The sequence below is a fragment of the Marinovum sp. PR37 genome (assembly GCF_028807375.1).
GTDB classification, from domain to species: domain Bacteria; phylum Pseudomonadota; class Alphaproteobacteria; order Rhodobacterales; family Rhodobacteraceae; genus Marinovum; species Marinovum algicola.
This window is the reverse complement of the sequence record NZ_JARAML010000024.1, coordinates 1-20,310: the sequence shown is the minus strand read 5'-3', so window position 1 is coordinate 20,310 and position 20,310 is coordinate 1. Positions and strand designations below refer to the sequence as shown.

Annotated in this window: 20 protein-coding genes; 4 read left to right on the top strand and 16 right to left on the bottom strand. The window is 65.4% G+C overall.

From position 1 onward, the window contains the following. Positions 1–25 precede the first annotated feature (25 nt). Complete coding sequence (locus tag PVW49_RS17870; RefSeq protein ID WP_074835106.1) at positions 26–967, bottom strand: tripartite tricarboxylate transporter substrate binding protein; 942 nt, start codon at positions 965–967, stop codon at positions 26–28. 111 nt (positions 968–1,078) lie between these two features. Here PVW49_RS17870 and PVW49_RS17865 point away from each other — a divergent pair, with 111 nt between their 5' ends. Beyond that, a complete protein-coding gene (locus tag PVW49_RS17865; RefSeq protein WP_074835108.1) occupies positions 1,079–2,008 on the top strand; it encodes a LysR family transcriptional regulator in 930 nt (309 codons plus the stop codon). Between the two features lie 184 nt (positions 2,009–2,192). Here PVW49_RS17865 and PVW49_RS17860 read toward each other — a convergent pair whose 3' ends face one another. The 9 genes from PVW49_RS17860 to PVW49_RS17820 are packed head-to-tail and all read right to left on the bottom strand — an operon-like array spanning position 2,193 to position 11,605. Then, positions 2,193–2,852, bottom strand: a complete 660-nt coding sequence (locus PVW49_RS17860; RefSeq protein ID WP_274591206.1) for a class II aldolase/adducin family protein — start codon at positions 2,850–2,852, stop codon at positions 2,193–2,195. 9 nt (positions 2,853–2,861) lie between these two features. After that, a complete protein-coding gene (locus tag PVW49_RS17855; protein ID WP_048530969.1) occupies positions 2,862–3,902 on the bottom strand; it encodes a 2-hydroxyacid dehydrogenase in 1,041 nt (346 codons plus the stop codon). Beyond that, positions 3,899–5,473 (bottom strand): FGGY-family carbohydrate kinase, encoded by a 1,575-nt coding sequence (locus tag PVW49_RS17850; RefSeq protein WP_274591205.1) that lies wholly within the window; start codon positions 5,471–5,473, stop codon positions 3,899–3,901. Before PVW49_RS17850 ends, PVW49_RS17855 begins: the two co-directional genes overlap by 4 nt. Then, positions 5,470–5,826: an FGGY-family carbohydrate kinase gene (locus PVW49_RS17845; RefSeq protein WP_274591204.1), complete on the bottom strand. Its 357-nt coding sequence runs from the start codon at positions 5,824–5,826 to the stop codon at positions 5,470–5,472. Before PVW49_RS17845 ends, PVW49_RS17850 begins: the two co-directional genes overlap by 4 nt. A 27-nt stretch (positions 5,827–5,853) precedes the next feature. Then, on the bottom strand, positions 5,854–8,118 hold the full coding sequence (locus PVW49_RS17840; protein WP_274591203.1) for an arylsulfatase: 2,265 nt from the start codon (positions 8,116–8,118) through the stop codon (positions 5,854–5,856). Between the two features lie 29 nt (positions 8,119–8,147). Continuing rightward, positions 8,148–9,158 carry an ABC transporter substrate-binding protein gene (locus PVW49_RS17835; RefSeq protein WP_274591202.1) on the bottom strand — a complete coding sequence of 337 codons (1,011 nt, stop codon included), beginning with the start codon at positions 9,156–9,158 and terminating at the stop codon, positions 8,148–8,150. 31 nt (positions 9,159–9,189) lie between these two features. Continuing rightward, positions 9,190–9,978 carry an ABC transporter ATP-binding protein gene (locus tag PVW49_RS17830; protein WP_048530960.1) on the bottom strand — a complete coding sequence of 263 codons (789 nt, stop codon included), beginning with the start codon at positions 9,976–9,978 and terminating at the stop codon, positions 9,190–9,192. Between the two features lie 35 nt (positions 9,979–10,013). After that, positions 10,014–10,808 carry an ABC transporter permease gene (locus tag PVW49_RS17825; RefSeq protein ID WP_274591201.1) on the bottom strand — a complete coding sequence of 265 codons (795 nt, stop codon included), beginning with the start codon at positions 10,806–10,808 and terminating at the stop codon, positions 10,014–10,016. A 5-nt stretch (positions 10,809–10,813) separates the two neighbouring features. After that, positions 10,814–11,605 carry an ABC transporter permease gene (locus PVW49_RS17820; RefSeq protein ID WP_274591200.1) on the bottom strand — a complete coding sequence of 264 codons (792 nt, stop codon included), beginning with the start codon at positions 11,603–11,605 and terminating at the stop codon, positions 10,814–10,816. Positions 11,606–11,888: 283 nt separating this feature from the next. On the opposite strand from PVW49_RS17820, the gene PVW49_RS17815 reads away from it, so the two are divergent. After that, positions 11,889–12,926, top strand: coding sequence for a LacI family DNA-binding transcriptional regulator (locus tag PVW49_RS17815; protein WP_274591199.1), 1,038 nt, complete (start codon positions 11,889–11,891; stop codon positions 12,924–12,926). A gap of 107 nt (positions 12,927–13,033) precedes the next feature. On the opposite strand, the gene PVW49_RS17810 is transcribed toward PVW49_RS17815, so the two are convergent. Then, positions 13,034–13,744, bottom strand: a complete 711-nt coding sequence (locus PVW49_RS17810; RefSeq protein ID WP_274591198.1) for a GntR family transcriptional regulator — start codon at positions 13,742–13,744, stop codon at positions 13,034–13,036. 98 nt (positions 13,745–13,842) lie between these two features. Here PVW49_RS17810 and PVW49_RS17805 point away from each other — a divergent pair, with 98 nt between their 5' ends. Next, positions 13,843–14,697, top strand: a complete 855-nt coding sequence (locus PVW49_RS17805; protein WP_274591197.1) for an SMP-30/gluconolactonase/LRE family protein — start codon at positions 13,843–13,845, stop codon at positions 14,695–14,697. A gap of 10 nt (positions 14,698–14,707) precedes the next feature. Here PVW49_RS17805 and PVW49_RS17800 read toward each other — a convergent pair whose 3' ends face one another. The 5 genes from PVW49_RS17800 to PVW49_RS17780 form a co-directional block, all read right to left on the bottom strand. Then, entirely contained in the window at positions 14,708–15,793 is a 1,086-nt protein-coding gene (locus tag PVW49_RS17800; RefSeq protein WP_274591196.1) for an ABC transporter ATP-binding protein, read from the bottom strand. Between the two features lies 1 nt (position 15,794). Continuing rightward, positions 15,795–16,553 (bottom strand): SDR family NAD(P)-dependent oxidoreductase, encoded by a 759-nt coding sequence (locus PVW49_RS17795; protein WP_274591195.1) that lies wholly within the window; start codon positions 16,551–16,553, stop codon positions 15,795–15,797. Further along, positions 16,550–17,431: a carbohydrate ABC transporter permease gene (locus PVW49_RS17790; RefSeq protein WP_211568850.1), complete on the bottom strand. Its 882-nt coding sequence runs from the start codon at positions 17,429–17,431 to the stop codon at positions 16,550–16,552. The genes PVW49_RS17795 and PVW49_RS17790 overlap by 4 nt, the downstream gene beginning before the upstream one ends. Continuing rightward, positions 17,428–18,297, bottom strand: coding sequence for a carbohydrate ABC transporter permease (locus PVW49_RS17785; RefSeq protein WP_274591194.1), 870 nt, complete (start codon positions 18,295–18,297; stop codon positions 17,428–17,430). Before PVW49_RS17785 ends, PVW49_RS17790 begins: the two co-directional genes overlap by 4 nt. A gap of 64 nt (positions 18,298–18,361) precedes the next feature. Next, complete coding sequence (locus PVW49_RS17780; protein WP_274591193.1) at positions 18,362–19,585, bottom strand: ABC transporter substrate-binding protein; 1,224 nt, start codon at positions 19,583–19,585, stop codon at positions 18,362–18,364. 136 nt (positions 19,586–19,721) lie between these two features. Here PVW49_RS17780 and PVW49_RS17775 point away from each other — a divergent pair, with 136 nt between their 5' ends. Continuing rightward, the gene (locus PVW49_RS17775) at positions 19,722–20,291 is read left to right on the top strand and encodes a sulfatase-like hydrolase/transferase (protein WP_274591192.1); all 570 of its coding nucleotides are present in this window, start codon (positions 19,722–19,724) and stop codon (positions 20,289–20,291) included. Positions 20,292–20,310 lie beyond the last annotated feature (19 nt).

Below are 20,310 nucleotides of genomic sequence, written 5' to 3'. Positions count from 1 at the left end.
ATGCTCCCGGTCTGGCTGCGATGGCTTATTCTGCGGTGGCGTCAAGCAGGGCTTCGGCGTCGGCCAGCTCCTGTTCGACAAAGCCGCGCGCCGCCTCGCCGGTTTTCACCTTCAAGGCAAAGACCCGGGTGATGAAGGCGTTGGACTTGGTGCCCTCGGAGCCGATCACGGTGGCGATGGCCTCTGACAAGGCGCCTTGCGCCGCCTCGGAGAGACCCGCCGGGGCAATGGCCACGAAGGTGGCGCCAAAGGCAAAATCGACCCCGATCTCGCTCAGCTCCTGCGCGTCGGGCGAAACGGCCAACGGCTGATCCTCGCCATTGGCGAGATTGCGCAGATCGCCGGATTCGACCCCGGCCTTCTGCGGGCCGGCGACCCAGCCGATATCCACGTCATCGGCGGTGATCGCGTTCAGCACCGCACGGCCCCCCTTGTAGCCCGAGACGATGTTGAACTCGACGTTATTGACCTTGCCGATGTAGTACGCCGCATCGGCAAGGCGCGGGGTCATGGTGCCAAAGGAAATACTCGCGCCCGATCTGGCGGCCTCGATCACCTCCGACATCGTGGTCCAGCCGCGCTCGGATTTGGCGACGATGCCCATCTGGGTGCCGGCGATGGTGCTGAGGTAGGTGAAATCGCCGGTGGTATAGCCGGGATCGCGCGCGGCCAGAACCCCATAGGCAAAGGTGTCGGTGATGCCGACGCCGATGGTCTGACCGTCCGGCGCGGCGTCCTTGACGGCGCGGGCCATGACCGCCCCGCCCGAACCCGGCAGGTTCTCGGGGATCAGCGTCCAGCCGTATTCGGCCTCGATGTCCTCGGCGATCAGGCGGGCGAGCGAATCCGCGCCGCCGCCGGCGGCAAAGCCGATCAGGACCTTGACCGGCCCGGTCGGCGCCCAGTCGGCGATGGCGGCGGATGCGGAAAGAAACACCGCGGCGGCGGTGGTGACGAGCGTTTTCATGTGTCCTCCCAAAGTTCGACAGTGTCGAATGGAAACACCATAAAACAGCCTTCATAGACACGGAAATATTAGTTACTTATGTTAGGTATGCCAAACTGGTTATAGCCCGCCATGCGCCCTCGCCTTCTCAGACAATTTCTCGCCATCTGTCGTCACGGCACGATGTCGGGTGCGGCACGGGAGCTGGGGATCGCGCAACCGGCGCTCAGCAAGCAGATGTCGCAGCTCGAGCATGAGCTGGATGCGCAGCTTTTCCAGCGCCATTCGCGCGGTGTGACGCTGACGCGCGCGGGCGAGAAGCTGCGGCAGGAGGCGGCCGAGCTGATCCGGCGGATGGAGGCGATCCGGCAGGCGATCCACACCGAAGCGGAAGATGTGACCGGCAAGGTGGTGGTGGCCGTCATTTCCTCGCTCGCCCCCACCCTCGCGACCGAGCTTTATCCGCGGCTGGAGCAGGAATATCCCGGCATCTCACTGCATATCGTCGATTTCCCTTCGGAACGCGCCGGCCAGGCCCTGCTGAACGAAGAGGCCGATCTGGCCGTCATGCCGAACGCCGCAACGGAATTCCCGCAGCTCCGTTCACGGCCGCTGTTCGAGGAAAGCTTTCACTTTCTCACCAAGGCCACGCCACGCGCCCCGGCCCGCACGATCCGGCTGTCGGAAGCGGCCGAACATCCGCTTGTGCTGCCGTTCCGCAGCCACGACCTGCGCCGTCGCATCGAGGAGGCCGCCGGCAGCATCGGCGTGACGCTGAACGTGAAATACCAAACCGGCAGCATCAACGTGATCGATGCCATGGTCGAACGCGGCATGGTGGCCAGCATCGTGCCGATGACCCATTGGCTGGACCGGATCGCCTCGGGCCAGGTCTCGGCGCGGCTGGTGACCGAGCCCGGCGTTTCGCGGGTGCATTCGCTCTGCCACCGGCCGGTCCGGGATCTGGCGCCGGCCACCAAGGTGGTGCACGACGTCATCATGACCGAGGTGCAATCGCTGGTCGCGGCGGGCAAGCTCTCGGGCAAGCCGGTGCGGGCCTGAAGACGGCGATAAACCGGAGAGACGACATTCGGAACACCGCTGTCGAATCCGGCGATCCAGGGCCCGCACAGCGCGCCCTGGCCGCCCGATGTCGCCTCATCGCTTGATCCGGCGGGCCGACCGGCACTTGCCCCTCCCCTGCGGTCCGGGCCCGGCACGGCGGTGTCCAGGCCGCGCCGCCCGGTCAGTCGCCGTCCGGACGCCCGTAGCCGCCAAAGGCCGCGTGGGTCTCGGCGATCTCCTGTTCGCTCAGCAGCACCGGCCCACCAATTGCCAGCGTCAGGTAATACTGCCTGGCGATCGTCTCGAGCTCGACCGCGCGCCAGAGCGCCTTGGGCAGATCGGCCCCGACGGCAAGCGCCCCGTGGTTGGCCATCAGACAGGCCGTCCGGTCCTGCATCGCCGCCATGACCAGCCGCGACAGCTCGGCGCTGCCGAAGCGCGCATAGCCGGCGCAGCGCACGTCGTCGCCGCCAAAGGCCGCCACCATGTAGTGACAGCGCGGGATCGGCTTGCGGGCGATGGCCAGCGCCGTGCAATAGGTCGGATGGCCATGCACCACGGCGTTCACATCCGGCCGCGATTGCAGCACATCGAGGTGAAAGCGCCATTCCGTCGAGGGTTTGAGCGGCCCCGACCATGTACCGTCGCTGCGGTCCAGCGGCATTTCGGCGATCAGCTCGGCGGTCATCTCCTCATAGGGCGTGGCCGAGGGAGAAATCAGCATGCTGTCGCCGCACCGGACCGAGATATTGCCCGACGTGCCTTGCGACAGCCCCAGCCGGCCCAGGCTCTGGCAGGCGTCGACAAGCGATTGGCGGAGGGTGGTTTCGATATCTTGCATCGGTCTCTCTCAACAGGGATTCAGGGGAGGTTCGCCGCCAAGCCAGCGCCGCACTTCCTCGGCGGCCTTGCTTGCCGCGGTGCGCACGGTGCGCAGCGAGGCGCCGGCGATATGCGGGGTCAGGGTGACATTGGGCAGGGTCAGCAGCGGCGAATCCAGCGGCACCGGCTCGATCGGAAAGGTCTCGAGCATGGCGCCGCGAAGATGACCGCTTTGCAGCGCCGCGATCAGGGCGTCGTAGTCGACAAGCGGGCCGCGGGCGGTGTTGATCAGCGTGCTGCCGGGTTTCATCGCGGCCAGGGTCTCGGCATTGATCATGCCGGTGGTTTCCTCGGTCACCCGTGGATGCAGCGAGACCACGTCGGCCTCGGCCAGAAGCCTTTCCAGGGCCACCATCTCCACGCCGGCGTTCACATCCGCAGCGGTGAGCTGGACATAGGGATCGCAGACCAGGATACGGCAACCGAAGGCGCGCAGCAGGGTGACCACCCGCTTGCCGATCTCGCCGTAGCCAATGACCCCGACGGTCATGTCGCAAAGTTCGTCGCCGGTGACGGCGGCGCGATACAGGTCGGTCCGGTAGTCGCCCTGGCGCAGCGCCTCGTGGCCACGCGCCAGATTGCGCAGCTCGGCCAGCATGCCGGCAATGGTGAATTCGGCCACCGCGCTGGCGTTGCGGCCGGGGGTGTTGACCACGGTGATGCCGCGCGCCCGGGCCGCCTTCATGTCGACATTGACCGGCCCGCCACGACTGACCGCCACCAGTTTCAGCCCCGGCAGCGCCGCGATCATCGCGGCCGAAAGCGGCGCGTGATGGATTACCGCCACCTCTGCGCTGCCGATATGGGCAACCACCTCGTCGGGGTCGCCCTGAAATTCGAGGATGCCCGCGATGCGCGAGCCCTGATAGCCCTGTTCCAGCGGCGCGTCTGGCCAGTCGTAATCCATTCGGCGCACCGAAACCCGGTCGCCGCAGGCCGACAGGATGTGCTCTTCGAAGGTCTCCGACAGCATGAACCGGTCGCCGATGATCGCCACTTGCGTCGTCATGTGATGTGTTTCCTTGTGCTGGATTGGCTGTTTCTGGCCTGGCTGTGCCAAAGCGGCCGCATGAGGGCCCGCCCCTCCCGGAAGGCCAGGTAAAGCCTGTCGTACAGCGGGCCGAGATCGGGATCGGGCGGCACCGGCGCGCGCAGCAGCGGCCGGACCCAGGCGGCATCGGCCTCGGCCAGCGAGACGAAGACCCCCGATTGCACCGCCGCGATCATCGCCGCCCCGGCGGCGCCGGCCTCATCCCGCGCCACCGCGCGCACCGGGCGGTTCAGTGTCGCGGCGAGGATATGCACCAGTTGCGCCGAGCGCGCCGCGCCACCGGCCACCCGGATCTCTGCCGGCGTCTCGCCCATGGCGGCGTAACAATCGCGCGCCGCCATCGCCAGCCCCTCATAGACGCCGCGCAGCAGCTCGGCCCAGCCGACGCTGCGGTCGAGCCCGGTAAAGCTGGCCCTAGCGCAGGGATCGGAGAACGGCCCGCGTTCACCCGTCGTCGCGATGTAGGGATGATAGGTGACCGCGCCCGGCCGCGCGCCGGCGACCAGTTCGTCAAAGCCGGCGAGGATCTCGGCGCTGTCTCCCGGCCGACCGCCGGCGTTCAGCACATCGCGCGCGATGCCGGCGATCCAGTCGATGTTGATCGCCGCCGCCATGTTGGTCTGCACCTGGCCAAAGGCGTCGCCGGCCAGCGCCACGGTATAACCGGTCCGGTCCGGGTTTAGCACGATCTCATCGGCGCCGGCGGCAAACCGGGTGTGCACCCCGGTCGAACCGAGGATCGACAGCCCCGGCCGGGTATGCGGGTCACACAGCCCCGAAGCGATCCCCGAGGTCACGATGTCCATGTAGCCGAGGCAGACCGGAAGGCCCTCGGGCAACCCGATCTCGGCCGCCGCAGCGGCCTCCAGCGAATGCGCGGTCTCACTGCCATCGACAATCGGCGGTAGCAGATGCCGCAGCCCGTCAAGCGCCAGCGCCGAGATCACCGCATCGCTGTAGGCGCGGCTGCGGATATCGCCAAAGTTCAGCACCGCCTCGCTGACATCGGCGACAAGCGCGCCGGTCAGGCGATGATACAGCCACTCCTTGCAATGCAGCGCATGGCGCGCGGCGCCGAGCCGCGCCGGATCGGTCCGTTGCAGCCAGCGCAGCTGCGCCCGCATCTGGCAGAGGTTCACCCCTGTTGCCGTGGCGCGGTAGATCGTGTCATGCCCCGCGCCTTCGGTGATGGCGCGGGCGTCCTCCCGGGCGCGCGCGTCCAGCCAGAGCATCGCCGGCCCCAGCGGCGCGCCCTGCCCGTCGATCAGCCAGGTGCCGTCGCCCTGTCCGGTGACGCCCATGGCCAGCGCGCGGCCCGCCAGATCGGGGATCGTCTCGGACAATTGGCGCAGCATCCGCGCCGCCTGTTGCCAGGTCCGGGTCATGTCCTGCTCGACGGCGCCATCGCCGCCGCTGCGGTATTGGTTGCGCGTTCCCGCGACCGCCAATTGGCGCCCGGCCAGATCGAAGGCCACCGCCTTGATCACCGAGGTGCCGGCGTCGAGGCCGATCAGGATGTCCCGGCTCACGCGGCGCCCTCCGCACCGGCGCCGGCCGCCGCCTGCAAGGCGGTGAAGCGGCGATATCGCCGATCGTGCAGCGCCCGGATCCGGCCCTGCGCCGGGTCGAACCGCCGGGCGATGCGCGACATAGCCGCCATCGCCGTCATCAGCGTGTCAAAACGGCCAGAAGCCACCGCGCCGAGCATCGCGCTGCCCAGAAGCACCGGTTCCGAGGTGGCCGGCTCGGCGGTGGCGATCCCGGTGGCATCGGCGAGCAGTTGCTTAATCAGCGGGCTGGCCCCGGCCCCGCCCGAGGCCAGCCCGACGCCAGAGGCCGCGCCGGTGATGGCGATTGTCTTTCCGTCAAGTGAGCGTGTCATCCGCCTGTCCTGTCCTTGCACCGCGCCTCAATCCTCGCCTTCGTAATCGCCGGGCCCTGCGATATCATCGCCCAGCGTGATGCGGAGGCGGTCGATCTCTCCGGTAAAGGCAAAGCCCTGCCTGCCCTCGTAAACCGGGCTGACCGGCGATCCGGAATCGCGCCCGAGGCTGAATCCCTCCCAGTCCATGAAATAGCGATAGGTTTCCGGCAGGGTGATCCGCGCCACTTCGGCCCCGTTGATCAGCAGCCGGCCCGCGCCCTGCCGCACCCCGGTCTTGTCGAACTTGTAGAGCACGTCGATCCAGTCGCCGCCCTTCGGCACATCGGCGCCGACCTCGAACATCTGCTGGTAGTAGTTGTAGGCATGCACGATGCGGCCGTCCTTGACGTACAGCGTATAGCCGCCACAGAGCCCGCCGCAGGCGGCAATGACGCCCTCGGCGCCCTCGGGCACCCGGACGCGCGCCGCCAGCTCGTAAGAGCGATCCATGGTAAAGGGCGCGGCGCCGCCGGGGATATTGGTCATGCCCGGATAGAAGGTGAATTCCTGCTGGATGCGCGGCGATTCCGCGCGCGGGCGCGACATGGCGCGGCGTTCGGCAAAGCCCCTGTCATCCAATGGCAGCACGTCGTAGCGCCCGGCCTCGGCCCACCACAGCTCGATCAGCTTTTGCAGCCGCTCCGGTTCCTGCCGCGCCAGATCGGTGCTTTCCGAGAAATCCTCGGCGACATGGTAGAGCTCCCATTGATCCTCGTCGTAATCGGAATAGCGGCGGTGATAGGCCACCGCCTTCCAGCCGTCGTGCCAGATCGCGCGGTGGCCAAACATCTCGAAGATCTGCGCCGATTTGCGGGTCGGCGTGGCGGCATCGTCGAAGGAATACTTCATGCTGGTGCCGTGGATGTTCATCTGTGGAATGCCCTTGATCTCGGCCGGGGCCTCGGCGCCCAGCACGCCGAGGATGGTCGGCACGATATCCATCACGTGGTGAAACTGGCCGCGCACGCCGGGCGTCTTGAGGCCCTTGGGCCAATGCACGATCAGCGGGTCCTGCACCCCGCCGGCATGGGTGTTCTGCTTGTAGCGGCGCAACGGCGTGTTCTCGACCTGGGCCCAGCCGATCGGATAGTTGTTCTTGGCATACATGGTGCCGATCTGATCGATCCGCTCGAGATTGTAGTCAAAGCTCTCGGCATCCATGTTCTCGTAGAACGTGGTGCTGGTCGAGCCGTGGATCTGGCCTTCCTGGCTGGCGCCATTGTCCGACATCAGAAAGATCATCGTGTCATCGAGCTTGCCCAGTTTCTCGAGATGGTCGAAGACCCGGCCCAGCTCGGCGTCGGCGTGATCAAGAAAGGCGGCATAGGCCTCCTCGAACTTGCAATAGAGCCGCTTCTGATCGTCGCTCAGGCTATCCCAGGGCTCGACGCCGTCGTTGCGCGGCACCGGCTTGGTGCCCTCGGGCACGATACCCATTTCGATCTGCCGTTTCAGCCGGCGTTCGCGGGCCACATCCCAACCTTCGTCGAAACGGCCCTTGTACTTGTCGAGGTAGTCTTTCGGCGCCTGATGCGGCGAATGCATCGCGCCAAGCGCGTAATACATGAAAAATGGCTTGTCCGGCGCCAGCGACACGTGATCGGTGAGAAAGGTGCAGGCATTGTCGGCCAGGTCCGCGTTCAACGTATACCCCTTTTCGGGGGTGCGCGGCGGCGCGACATGCTGGTTGTCGCGCACCAAAGCGGGGCGGAACTGATCGGTCAGCGCCTCGAGAAAGCCGTAGAACTTGTTGAAGCCGCGGCCCAGCGGCCAGTGATCGAAGGGGCCGACCGCCGACATCTGATCGGCGGGCGCCAGATGCCATTTGCCGACCGCATAAGAATTGTAACCCTCGCCCGCCAGCATGTCGGCGATGGTTCCGGCATTGTGCCGGATCGCGCCGCGCTTGCTGGGAAAGCCGCTGTCGGCATTGGCGATGATCGACATGCCGACAGCGTGGTGATCCCGGCCCGTCAGGAGAGAGGCCCGGGTGGGCGAACAGAGGGCCGTGGTGTGGAAATTGTTGTACCTCAGCCCGCCCCTGGCCAGCCGGTCGATATTGGGCGTTTCGGCGTCACCCCCATAACAGCCGAGGCTGCCGAACCCGAGATCGTCGAAGAGGATCACGAGGACATTGGGACTGTCAGGCCGGGCCCGCTTGACCTCGGGCCACCAGGGGGTCGAGTCCCGGTAGGTCCGGCCGATCTGGCCCTTGAAATCTTCGGTCACCGTATCGCTCGTGATGCTCATCATGTCTTTCCTTGGTTGGGCCTGAGGCCTTAGTTTCGCAGGGACTTGGCAGCCATCAGCACCTCGAGCGCGACCGGCTGCATGGATTCGAGATCGGGCACATCGTCATAGGCGCCCGCCGCCACCAGCACTTTGGCCCCGGCGATCAGCGTGTCGATCGTGGCGCCCGACTGCATGTCGGCGATGGCTTCGTCGAGGGTCTGGAAATCGCGCAGGCTGAAGGCATAGGCGGCGGTTTCCTTGTCGCCCTCGATGCCGGTGTCGGCGTAATATTGAAGCGCGAGGTCGACCGCCTTGTCCGGATTGTCTCGGATGAATTCATTGGCCTTGTAGACCGCATCGACGAATTTCGCCGCCGCCTCGGGATCGTCCTGCCAGAACCGGCTGGTGACGATCCAGGGCGCGATCACCGAGGTTCCGGCAATTTCACCGTCGCAGATCACCTCGAACTGCGCCTTGTCCATCACAATGTCGAAATCGGCCGAGGCGGCGGTGGTGCCGGCGCCGACCTCGCCATTGCGCAAGGACTGGCGCGTCACCGGCGGATCGAGCGGCACGATTTCCAGATCGCCATGTGCGACACCCAGATGATCGGCGCAGGCAAAGAGCACCTGGCTCCAGGTCGAATTCGGAACGGTGCCGATGCGCACTTGCGCCAGCGCCTCGGCCGGGGTCATGCCCGCCATGGCATCCTTGCGCATCACCAGCTTGAGATTGCGGCTCTCCTTCTGCATCGTGCCGAAAGAGATCAGCTTGAACTTGTCCCAGCCCGAGATCGCCGGCGGCCCGCCGGTCCAGCCGGCCTGCCAGCCGCCCGAAACACCAGAGGCCAACGCCGCGCCGCCATTGGGGAAATAAGTGGTCTCGACCGTCAGCCCGTGATCGGCGAACAGGCCCAGATGATCGGCCAGCCACATCGGATAACCGGCCTCGTTGGGTTGGCTGTTGAGGTTGAGCCGGGTCTCCGCCAGCGCGCCGCCGGCGGTCAACGCCACCAGTGCCACGCCAGCGACAAGGCGCTGCATTCGTTTGAAAGTCATGGGGGTATCCTCCTGTTGGTCGTTCGACGGCTCAGGCCGCCATGATTTCCTCGCGCACGAGCGACCAGATCTCGCGGCGGGCCTCGATGAATTCGGGGTGTTCGGCGGCCTGTTCGATATCGCCGCGTTTCCAGACCACATCGCGCGGCAGGTGAATTTCCTTCTTGATGCGCCCGGGACGGCGCGACATCACGATCACCCGGTCGCTGAGATAGACCGCCTCTTCCACTGAATGGGTGATGAAGAGCACGGTATAATTCATCTGGTGGCTGAGCCGCTGCACCTCTTCCTGCAACAGCGTCCGGGTCTGGGCATCGAGCGCGCCGAAGGGTTCGTCCATCAGCAGGATTTCGGGCTGCATCGCCAGCGCGCGGGCAATCGCCACCCGTTGCTGCATGCCGCCCGACAACTGGCTGGGATAGCTGTCGCGGAATTGGGTCAGCCCCATGATCTCGAGCTGCTGCTGCAAGCGCCGCTCCTGTTCGTCGCGCGGCACCTGGGTCATCTGCAACCCGAACTTGATGTTCTGGGCCACCGTCTCTGACGGAAAGAGCGCGAATTTCTGAAACACCACGCTGCGCCGTGGCCCGGGCTTGCCGGCCGGCTCACCATCGATCAAGATCTCGCCGCGCGTCGCCGCTTCCAACCCGGCGCCCACCGTCATCAGGGTGGATTTCCCACAGCCCGAGGGGCCGACGACGCAGACGAATTCGCCCTTGCGCACCGAGACAGAGCAATCGTCGACCGCCAGAACGCCCTTGCCTTCGGGGCCGTACCATTTGGTGATGTTGCGCAGTTCGAGCTTGGGCGTGTCGGTCATCGGGCGGTTCCTTGAAAAATCGGGTCTGGGGGCGTTCATCTCTGTCTCCACGGCATGAGGCGAAGTTCCGAGCGCTGCACCAGCAGGTCGATCAGCATACCGAGGGCGCCGATCGAGATGATGCCGACGAAGATCGTCGAGACGGAGTCGTTCTGCTGGCCCTGCGCGATGAGAAAGCCGAGACCGGTCTTGCCCACCACCAGCTCTGCCCCGACAAGCGCCATCCAGCCGTTGCTGATGGCGATGCGGATGCCGGTAAAGATGCTGGGCGTGGCCACCGGCACGACAACGCGGTGCAGGGTCTGCGCCGGGCCGGCACCAAACACCCGGGCGGCCTGGACCAGGATGCCGTTGACCTGCTGCACACCAAGCTGGGCATTGATCACGCAGGCTGGAAAGGCCGCGATGAAGACCACCATCGCCTGGGTCGTGGTCGAGGCGCCGAACCACAGGATGGCAATCGGCACCCAGGCGAACGGCGGAATGTAACGCAGGGTCTCGAACAGCGGGTTGACGACGGCACGAAACCACGGCGCCCAGGCAAAGAAGACACCGATCGGCACGCCGAAGACAATCGCCAGCAGCACGCCGTAGGACCAGCGCTCGAGCGAGGCGAGGATGTGGCCCCAGAGATCGGCGCCGGCAAAGGGCGTGGCGATCAGGCTGCCAAAGCGGGCGAAGACGGCGGCGGGCGACGGCAGCACCTCGGGGCCGACCCAACCGAGACCGCTGGTGGTGAGCACCCAGAGCGCCCCCAGCAAGGCCAGCGAACCGGCGCCATAGGCCAGCGGCCGTGGCAGGACAGGTCTGATGGATTTTGTGGCAGGCATCTTGCTCACCCCTTCTTCTGCGGCAGAGACCACGGGGCGAGCACCCGGGTGGCCAGTTGCATGAGGACCGAGAGCAGCACGCCGAGCAGGCCGATCAGCAGCATCGCCACCACCAGCACATCGGTGTCGAGCATCCGCGAGGCATTGAGCGCCACGTAGCCAAGCCCGGCGGTCGCCGCGAGCAGCTCGGCCGCGACCAGCGTTGTCCAGGCATTGCCAAGCGCGATCCGTGCCCCGGCGATCAGTGTCGGAAGCGCCGTGCGGCAGACGATCCGCGTCAGAATCCGGCGGTCGCTGGCGCCCAGCGTGCGGCCGGCGTTGATCAGCAGCGGATCGACCGAACCGACGGCCTGCATCGAGTTCATCAGCCAGGGCACAAGGGCGGCGATGAAGACCACGAAGATCCGCGCCGGCTCGCCAATGCCCATCCAGACCAGGGTCAGCGGAATCCAGGCCAATGGCGGCACCGGCCGGACGAGCTGAAAGATCGGAAAGACGATCCATTTGACCCGCGGCCACCAGGCCATGGCAATGCCCAGAGGCACGCCGATCACGCCGCCAAGCGCCCAGCCGGCCAGCACGATCGACAGCGAGCTGAAGACATGGCCGAGCAGAGTGCTGCCGATATAGGGCTTGACCCACATGCGGGCGAAGCGGTCGAGCACATCGCCCGGCGACGCCAGGAACAGCGAGGACACCGGCCCCTCGCTCCGGGTGATCCAGGCCCAGGCCGCGACCCAGGCGAAACTTGCCATCACGCTGATCACAAACAGGCTGCCATTGGCTGGTCGCCGCATCGGTCCCTCCCCTTGCCGAACCCCTCTCCCGAGTTGTCGGGATGTGGCGGCAAGCTTGCAGTTAATCGTTTAACTGTCAAGCTGGCGAAACCGAAATTCTTGCCGTCAAGCAGAGATTGTCGATCTATCATTCTGTAAATAATCATAATAAATCTTTACTCCAAACACATTTCCTTCTGAAAAGCTCCGAAAAACCGCCACCAAAGTCGCATTTTCCTTGCCGATTTCCGGGATTCTGGTTAATCGATTATATATCAAGCATCTCGGGGAAATGAGGTCCGCAGTGAAAAAGCCATCGATCAAGGATGTGGCGCGCGAGGCGGGCGTCTCGACGGCAACTGTTTCACATGTCTTCTCGGGGAAAAAGCGGGTAAACCCGGCCTCGGCCGACAAGGTGCGCAAGGCGGCGGACCGGCTGGGCTATACCGTCGACCGGATGGCCGCGCAGCTTCGCTCGCGGCGCACCAATATCATCGCCGTGCTGGTGCCCAGCCTCGAAGACCTGTTTCTCAACCGGTTCATCTCGCTGATCGAGGCGCTGGCGGAGGAGGCCGGATTTCAGGTGATTGTCTCTTGCTCGCGCGACGACCCGAGGATCGAACGCGAGCGGCTGCGCGCACTGATGGGTTGGCGGCCCAGCGGCCTGATCATCGTGCCCTGCATCGACACCGTACCGGCGCTGCTCGAGAAAGAACATCCCGAGGTGCCGGTGGTCGCCGTCGACCGCGTCAACCCGGCGCTGTCGCAATATGACACCGTTACCATCGACGATTTTGCCGCCGGGCGGGCGGTGGCAGACCATCTGATCGGGCGCGGCGCCACGTCACTTCTGATGCTGGCCTCGAGCGATTTGATCTTCACCCAGAAGGAACGGATGCGCGGGATCGAGAGCCGCTCGGCCGAGGCCCGGGGCGTCACCGTCTCGTCGCTGATCGCCGGCCCCGCGCCGGAGCCCGCGGCCGCGGCGCTGGGACACTGGCTTGACGCCCAACCCCGGCCCTGCGCGCTGATCGGGCTGACCAACGTGATGACCCTCGCGGCGCTGTCGGCCTTTGCGACGCGGGCGATCGAGCCGCCGGACGACATCATGCTGGCGGGCTTTCACGACTCGCTCTGGATGACCGCCCGCCGGGTGCCCGTCACCACCGTGGCGCAACCGGTCGATGCCGTCGCCAAAGCCGTCTGGGACAGGATCCGCGCCCGGCTCGAGGCCGACACCGGCCCGGTGCAGAACATCGTCTACAAAAGCGAGGTCATCGCCCGCGCCTCGACCTGCGCCGGCACCGCGGCGCGACAGCAGGAGGTGCCGGGCGCCCGCTGAGCTGGCGCTGATGCCTGCGTGCCGGGCCGCGATTGCGACAGCGCCGCCGGCCATTTACCGCAGCGCTGGCAGGTGCATTCCGGCCCGCCGCGCGGATGAGCGCACCGTCACCCGATACGTCTGTGCGACGCCCGGGCCTCGGCGATGCGCAGTTGGTCCACCACATGGCGCCCGGCATCCTGAATGTGCTGATCCAGCACGGTCACCGCTGCCGCCACATCCTGCGCCTTGATCGCCGCGATCAGGGCCCGGTGTTCGGTGATGATCGCCTCCTGCCGGCCAATGGCGATCGGGATCCGCGTGCTGATCGAGCCGAGGATTTCGCGATGCTGCCTCCAGACGCCAAAGGCGACGCGGTTGTAATGCCGGTCATACATCGTTTCGTGAAACTGATGGTTGAGTTCGGTATGCCGCGCCTTGTCGGAAAAGTTCAGCGCCTCGATCTCGGACTGGATGCGCTGGAGCTCGGCGATGTCCTCGGCGCTGGCGGTTTCGACGAAGAACCGCAGCAGATAGGGCTCGAGCTGATAGCCGACCTCGGCCACGTCGCGCACGAACTCCATGTCGATCGGCCGCACCCGCGCGCCCTGGTTCGGCGTGATCAGCACCAGCCCTTCCCCCCGCAGCTGTTGCAGCGCTTCGCGCACCGGGTTGGTCGAGGTGTTGTGCGTTCTGGCCAGTTCGGACACCTTGAGGCGCGCATTCGCCTCCAGCGCGCCTGACAGGATGTCGTGCCGGATCGCGTCGTAGATCGAGGAAGAGGACGTGCCGGTGCCCTCCTTTTCTGCGGCAATTGCTATGGGACCGGTGTTGCTCATGAGAATCCGCAGATCGAGGAAAATTTGACGCCAAGGCTTTTCGCCAGTTTACGCATGAAGTATAACTTTTCGTACATTATTTCAAGAAGGATATCGGAATGCCCGTACCCAGATGCGTGGACGCGGCCAAGGCCGGATGCGGCGAAGGCGCGCTTTGGGACGTCACGCGAGGTTGCCTGTGGTGGGTCGACATCTCGGGCGAGGCATTGCATTGCTACGAACCGGCCACCGGTCGCGCCAGGCGCATCGCCCTGCCCTGGCTGATCAGCGCCCTGGCGCTGGACCAGAATGACGGCCTGCTGATCGCCACGGCCCGCGGGCTGGGCCGGGTCGATCCGGCGACGGGCGAGATTGCCCTCCTGCATGATCCCGAACCCGAGAGCCGGGGAAACCGGCTGAACGACATGATCGCCGGGCCGGACGGGGCGCTGTGGGTGGGCAGCATGTCCGAGGGCGCCAGAGGCCCGACCGGCAGCCTCTATCGCTATGACGCCGGCCGGCCGCGCGCGATGATGACGGGCACGTCGATCTCGAACGGCCTCGGGTGGAGCCCGGACGGCAGCCGGCTCTACTTTGTCGACAGCGTGCCGGGTGTGATGCATGTGCTGGAAAACGGCGTCTGGCGTGTCCTGTGCGCCTTTGACGCGCTCACCGGCAAACCGGATGGCATGGCGGTGGATGCGCGGGGCACCCTTTGGGTGGCGATCTGCGACCGCGGCCAGGTGCTGGGCCTGACACCCGACGGCGAGATCACGGCCCGGATCGACCTGCCCTGTGAAATCGTCACCAATTGCTGCTTTGGCGGCAGCGATCTGCGCACGCTCTACATCACCACCGGCACCTTCAGCATGAGTGCGGCCGAGAAAGCCGCCAACCCCCAGGCCGGCGGGCTGTTCGCGGTGGAGATGGCGGTGCCCGGCACGGCGCCCTACCGCGCGCACTGGCCGGGCTGAGACCGGCAGGCTAGCGCAGGCGCAGCCCGGTCTCGCTGTCGAACAGCAGGGCGACGGCGGGATCGAAGCCCATGGTCAGCGCGCCGCCCTCGGTCGGCCTGGACGTGCCGCGCATCTCGACGATCACCGGATGGGTGTCCTGCGCGCCGGCCGCATAGGCATAAGACACGCCGCCAAGATTCTCGATCACCTCGATGTTCAGATCGACCTGTATCTGGCCGCCGGGCTCGAAATGCTCGGGCCGCAGGCCGATTTTCACCGCCTGCCCCGGCCGCAACGCCGCTGTGACGGCGACCGGCACGGCCACGCCGCCAAGACATGGCAAGGAGACCAGCGCCTGGCCGCTCTCGGTCCGCTCCACCACGCCCTCAAAGAAATTCATCCGCGGCGATCCGATGAACCCCGCCACAAAGAGATTGTCGGGGTCTTCGTAAAGCCGGGCCGGCGGCCCGGCCTGTTCGATCCGCCCAGCGCGCAGCACCACGATCTTGTCGGCCATTGTCATCGCCTCGACCTGATCATGGGTGACATAGATCATCGTCGCGCCCAATTGCTTGTGCAGCTTGGCGATCTCGACCCGCATTTCCACGCGCAGTTCCGCATCGAGGTTCGACAGGGGTTCGTCGAACAGAAACACATCGGGCTGGCGCACGATGGCACGGCCGATGGCGACCCGCTGGCGCTGGCCGCCGGAAAGCGCCTTGGGCCTGCGGTCCATATAGTCGGTCAGCTTGAGAATCTGCGCCGCTTCATCGACCTTGCGGGTGATCTCTGCCTTGGGCGTGCCGCCGATCTTGAGCCCGAAGCTCATGTTCTCCCGCACCGTCATATGCGGATAGAGCGCATAGGTCTGAAACACCATGGAAACGCCGCGCCGGGCCGGATCGGCATGGGTGACATCGCGGGTGCCGATGGTCATGCGGCCCTCGGTGGTGTCCTCGAGCCCGGCGATCATCCGCAAGAGCGTGGACTTGCCACAGCCCGAAGGGCCGACAAAGACGCAGAAATCGCCATCCTCGACCTGCAAATCCACCCCGTGGATGACCTGTGTCGCGCCGTAGCGCTTGATCGCGTTGTTGAGCGCCAGTTCGGCCATCTCAATCCCTCCTCGCATCGAATACATCCAGAAGCGCCGACATGGCGCGGTCGGCCATCACCTCAGACCCGTTCAGCGCCGCGCCCGCATCCGACAGCAGGAACACCGCCAGCGCACCGATCTCGTCCACCGTGGTGACGGTGCCTTCGGGGTTGTAGCGCCGGAACTGCGCCGCCTGGTTCGGGTCTTGCATCGCCGCATCGACGATCTCGGTGCGCACCAGCGCCGGGCAGATCGCATTGACGCGCACGCCCTTCGGGCCCAGCGACCAGGCCATGGCGCGGGTCATCGCGGCGATGGCGGCCTTGGTGGCGGCATAGGCCTCATGCCCGGGGTTGGTGGCGCGGGCGTGGACCGAAGACAGGTTGACGATGGCCCCGCCCCCGGCCCCGGTCATGATCCGCCCCGCCGCCTGACAGCCGACCAGCACCGAACGCTGGTTGACCGTCCAGAGCGTTTCCATCTGCGCGCGGGTCATGTCGAGGAATGGCACCTTGATGGTGACACCGGCGTTGTTGACCATGCCGTCGAGCCGGCCTTCACGGGCATGGGCCGCGGCTATCGCAGCCTCGAACCCGTCGAGGTCGGTGACATCGACCTGCATGAAACGCGCGCCGATCTCTGCGAGCCTGCCGGCGCCGTCGGTCTTCCAGTCGAAGCCGGTCACCTCGGCGCCCGCCGCCCGGCAGGCCCGGGCAATGCCCAGCCCGATGCCCGCCCCCGCGCCGGTGACGATGATATGCTTGCCGTCGAGGTTCATTTCACCGCTCCCGCCGTGGCCCCGGCCATGATCTTGCGTTGGAACAGGGCGAACATGATCAGCAGCGGCAGCGAACCGAGGACTGCGGCCGGAAACAGCTTGGTCGGGTCTATCCCGGTGTTGCCGACGAACTTGTAGACCGCGATCATCACCGTCAGCTTGTCCTTGTCGGTCAGCAGCAGCAGCGGATAGATGAAATCGTTCCACACCATGATCATCACGAAAAGCGACAGGGTGGCCGTCACCGGCGCCAGCAAGGGCCGGATCACGTGCCAGAAGATCTGCCAGTTATTGCAATTGTCGAGCCGCGCGGCCTCTTCCAGCTCGATCGGAATGGCGGCGATGAAGCTGGTGTAGAAAAACACCGCCAGCGGCAGTTTCAGCGCGGCAAAGGCCAGCACGATGCCGAGATAGCTGTCGAGAAGCCCGAGATCGCGGAAGATCACGTAGATCGGGGTGATGGTGACAAAATTCGGCGTCGCCAGCCCCAGCGCCATGACCATGACGATCACGCGGCTGATGCGGTTTTCCAGGCGTGCCAGCGGATAGGCGGCCATGGCGCCGGCAAAGACCACCACGACGATCACCGAAAGCGTGATGCCCAGGGAGTTCAGCACCGACCGAAGATAGCCCATCGAGCTGAGCGCCGCCATGTAATTGCCCCAGTAAAGGCTGTCAGGCAGGCCCAGCGGGTCCTGCGCGATCTCGGTCGAGGTCTTGAAGGACATCATCACCATGTAGACCAGCGGCAGCAGCATAAGACCGACAAGGGCCAGCACGATACCATGCACGAGGATGGATTTCGCCCGGCGCCGGATTTGGTCCCAGTCCGCACCATGGTTTGCGCGCGGCGCGCTGTGTACATCTGTCATGCTCATTGCGCGTGCTCCCGATCCCGCAGGATCTTGTTCTGAAGGAAGGCCACCGCCAGCACGATCACCAGCATGACGATCGACAGCGCGCTGGCAAAGCCGAACTTGTACTGGCCAAAGAGGTTGTCGATGATGTCGATGGACAACAGCCGAGTGGCACCATCCGGCCCGCCCTTGGTCAGGATGAACGGCAGTTCGAAGGTCTTGAGCGTGCCGATGGTTGTCAGCATCACCGAGACGGTGATCGACGGCCCCAGCAGCGGCAGCTCGAGATAGCGAAAGCGCTGCCATGAGGATGCGCCCTCGAGCCGCCCGGCTTCGTTGATCTCTTCGGGAATGCCGGCAAAGCCGGCCAGAAAGATGGCACAGGTGAAGCCGGTGAACATCCAGACCTGGGTGAAGGCCACGGAATAGAGCGCCAGCGCCAGATCGCCCAGCCAGTTTTGCTCCCAGCCGCCAAGCCCCAGATCGCGCAGCGCCACGTTGATGCCGCCGTTCAGGGGCGAATAGAGGAACTGCCAGACATACCCCACCACGACAAAAGACATCATCGCCGGGGTATAAAGCGCGGCGCGGCTGAAATTGCGGATCAGCGGCAACCGGTGCAGCATGGCGGCAAAGAACAGCCCCGTCACGGTCAGCGCCGAGACCACGATCACCGTATACCAAAGCGTCAGCCAGATTTCGCGGAGGTAGCGGTCACGGCCGAAGATGCGTTCGTAGTTGCGCCAGCCCACCTCCTTGGCCTCGCCGATGCCCTTGAAGTTGGTCAGGCTCATGTCGAAGGTCAGAATGATCGGGTGGACAAAGAACAGCCCGATCACCAGCAGCGCCGGTATGGTGAAAAGGTAAAGTGAGTGTCGCGCCCGCATGGCCCCCTCCTGCACTGTTGATGGTGGTGGTGGCCCAGCATGGTTGCGCCGGGCCACCCATGGGTCAGAGATTGTCTTCGACCACGTCATCCCAACGCTGCAACGTGTCCTCGTTGGGCTTGTCGATGTTCAGCAGGAAGCCGGTGATGCTGTCTTCCCACTCCGATTGCAGCGGCTTGGGAAAGGCCAGCGTCGAGAACGGCCAGAGGATCAGGCTGCCTGCGGCCCGGGCGGCGGTATAGGGGGCTGCCAGGTCCGGCATCGTGTCGCGGCCGCCGACATAGGGGCTGTAGGCGCCCTCGGCCTCGAGGAACACGCGCAGGTTTTCCTCTTCGGCGAAGAAATCGATCCAGGCACGCGCGGCCTCGGGATGTTCGGCGTCGCGCGGAATGGCCCAGCCCGGCCCCACCAGATCGAGCGCCAGGCCGTGATCGGAAAAGGCCGACGGCATCGGCGCGAACTGATAGGTCAGACCTTCGACATCGGAGAAGTTGCCGATGTTCCATGCGCCCTGCGGCAGGATCGCCACATTGCCGGCCCGAAACTCCTGCGGCGCGGTGGCCCAGGGGTCCAGCCCGGCCTGAAGCGCGGGGTCGAAACACTCGGCGGCCACAAGATCGCGCACCGAATCCAGCGACGCATTGAAATTGGCGTCCTCCACGAACATCCGCGCGCCCGTGCCGTATTCCGCTGGCGAGATGCCCTTGGGATCGATGCCGTTTGCGCCGACAAACAGCATGGCGGGAAAGCCGCCGGCAAAGATCATCGGCGCGATCCCCTCTTCCGCCAGCGTCCGGCAGGCGGCTTTCAGCGCCTGGAGGGTGACCGGCGCGGTCTCGATCCCCACCTTGGCCAAGAGGTCCATGTTGACGAAATTGCCCATGCCGATGACTTCCAGCGGATAGACAAGGATCTGCCCGTCGCTTGTCATCACCTCGCGCACCGCTGGCACCATGCGGTCATACCAGGGGCTGTCGGTGCCCAGATCGGTCAGAAATCCCGCCCCGCCCCAGAGATCGACCAGCGCGCTGTCGACCATCGTCACATCCGGCGGATTGCCGCCTTGCAGACGCGGCGGGATCACCTTGTCCACATCCTTGCGCGCCACATAAGTCAGCTCGACCTCGATATCGGGGTGCGCGGCCTCGAATTTCTCGATCAGCCCGGGCAGCCCCGCGGGCTCGGCCTCATTGCCCTTCCAGGCAACCACATCAAGCACGGTCTGCGCCTGCGCCGCGCCGATCAGACCAGCGGTCAGGGTTGCCGCAATGCCAAAAGTACGAATCATTTCTGAAGCTCCTCTCTCTTCTGACATTTCGTACATTATATTTTTGGAATTGTACATCTTTCATAATATGTTTAACCTGAACTCACGGCAAAGCCTGCCCAGGCCCGATGCCAAGACCGACGCAAGGAGCCCTGTCATGACGCGAAAACCCAATGTCATCCTGATCTCGACCGATCAGCAGCGTGGCGATTGCATCGGCGCGGAGGGGCGCGGCGTCCGCACCCCCAACCTTGACCGGATCGGCCGGGCCGGGGTGCGGTTTTCCAGATGCATCACCCCGCATCCCATGTGTCAGGCGGCGCGGGCATCGATTCTGACCGGCAAGCTACCCTACAGCCACGGCGTGCGTGACAATGGCCGCGACCTGGACGAGGCGCTGGCCGCGGCGGGCCTCGGCGGCACCTTTGGCAAGGCCGGATATGCCACGCATTTCATCGGCAAGGCGCATCTCTCCAGCCAGCAGACCTTTGCGCCCACCGGCCGACCCGAATGTTACAAGAGCGCCGGCGATTTCGCCCCCGACTGGCGGGGCAGCTACATGGGATTTGAAGATGTGCAACTGATGCTGCGGCCGCATCACCACACCCAATGGTACGCGCCGCCCGAAGCGCTGCATTACGAATACTGGCTCGATCTGCACGGCGGCGGCCAGAGGCGCTGGGACCGGGCCAAGGACCGGCTGACTATAGCGCGACAATCAGGGTGAGATCAGCGCGACAATCAGG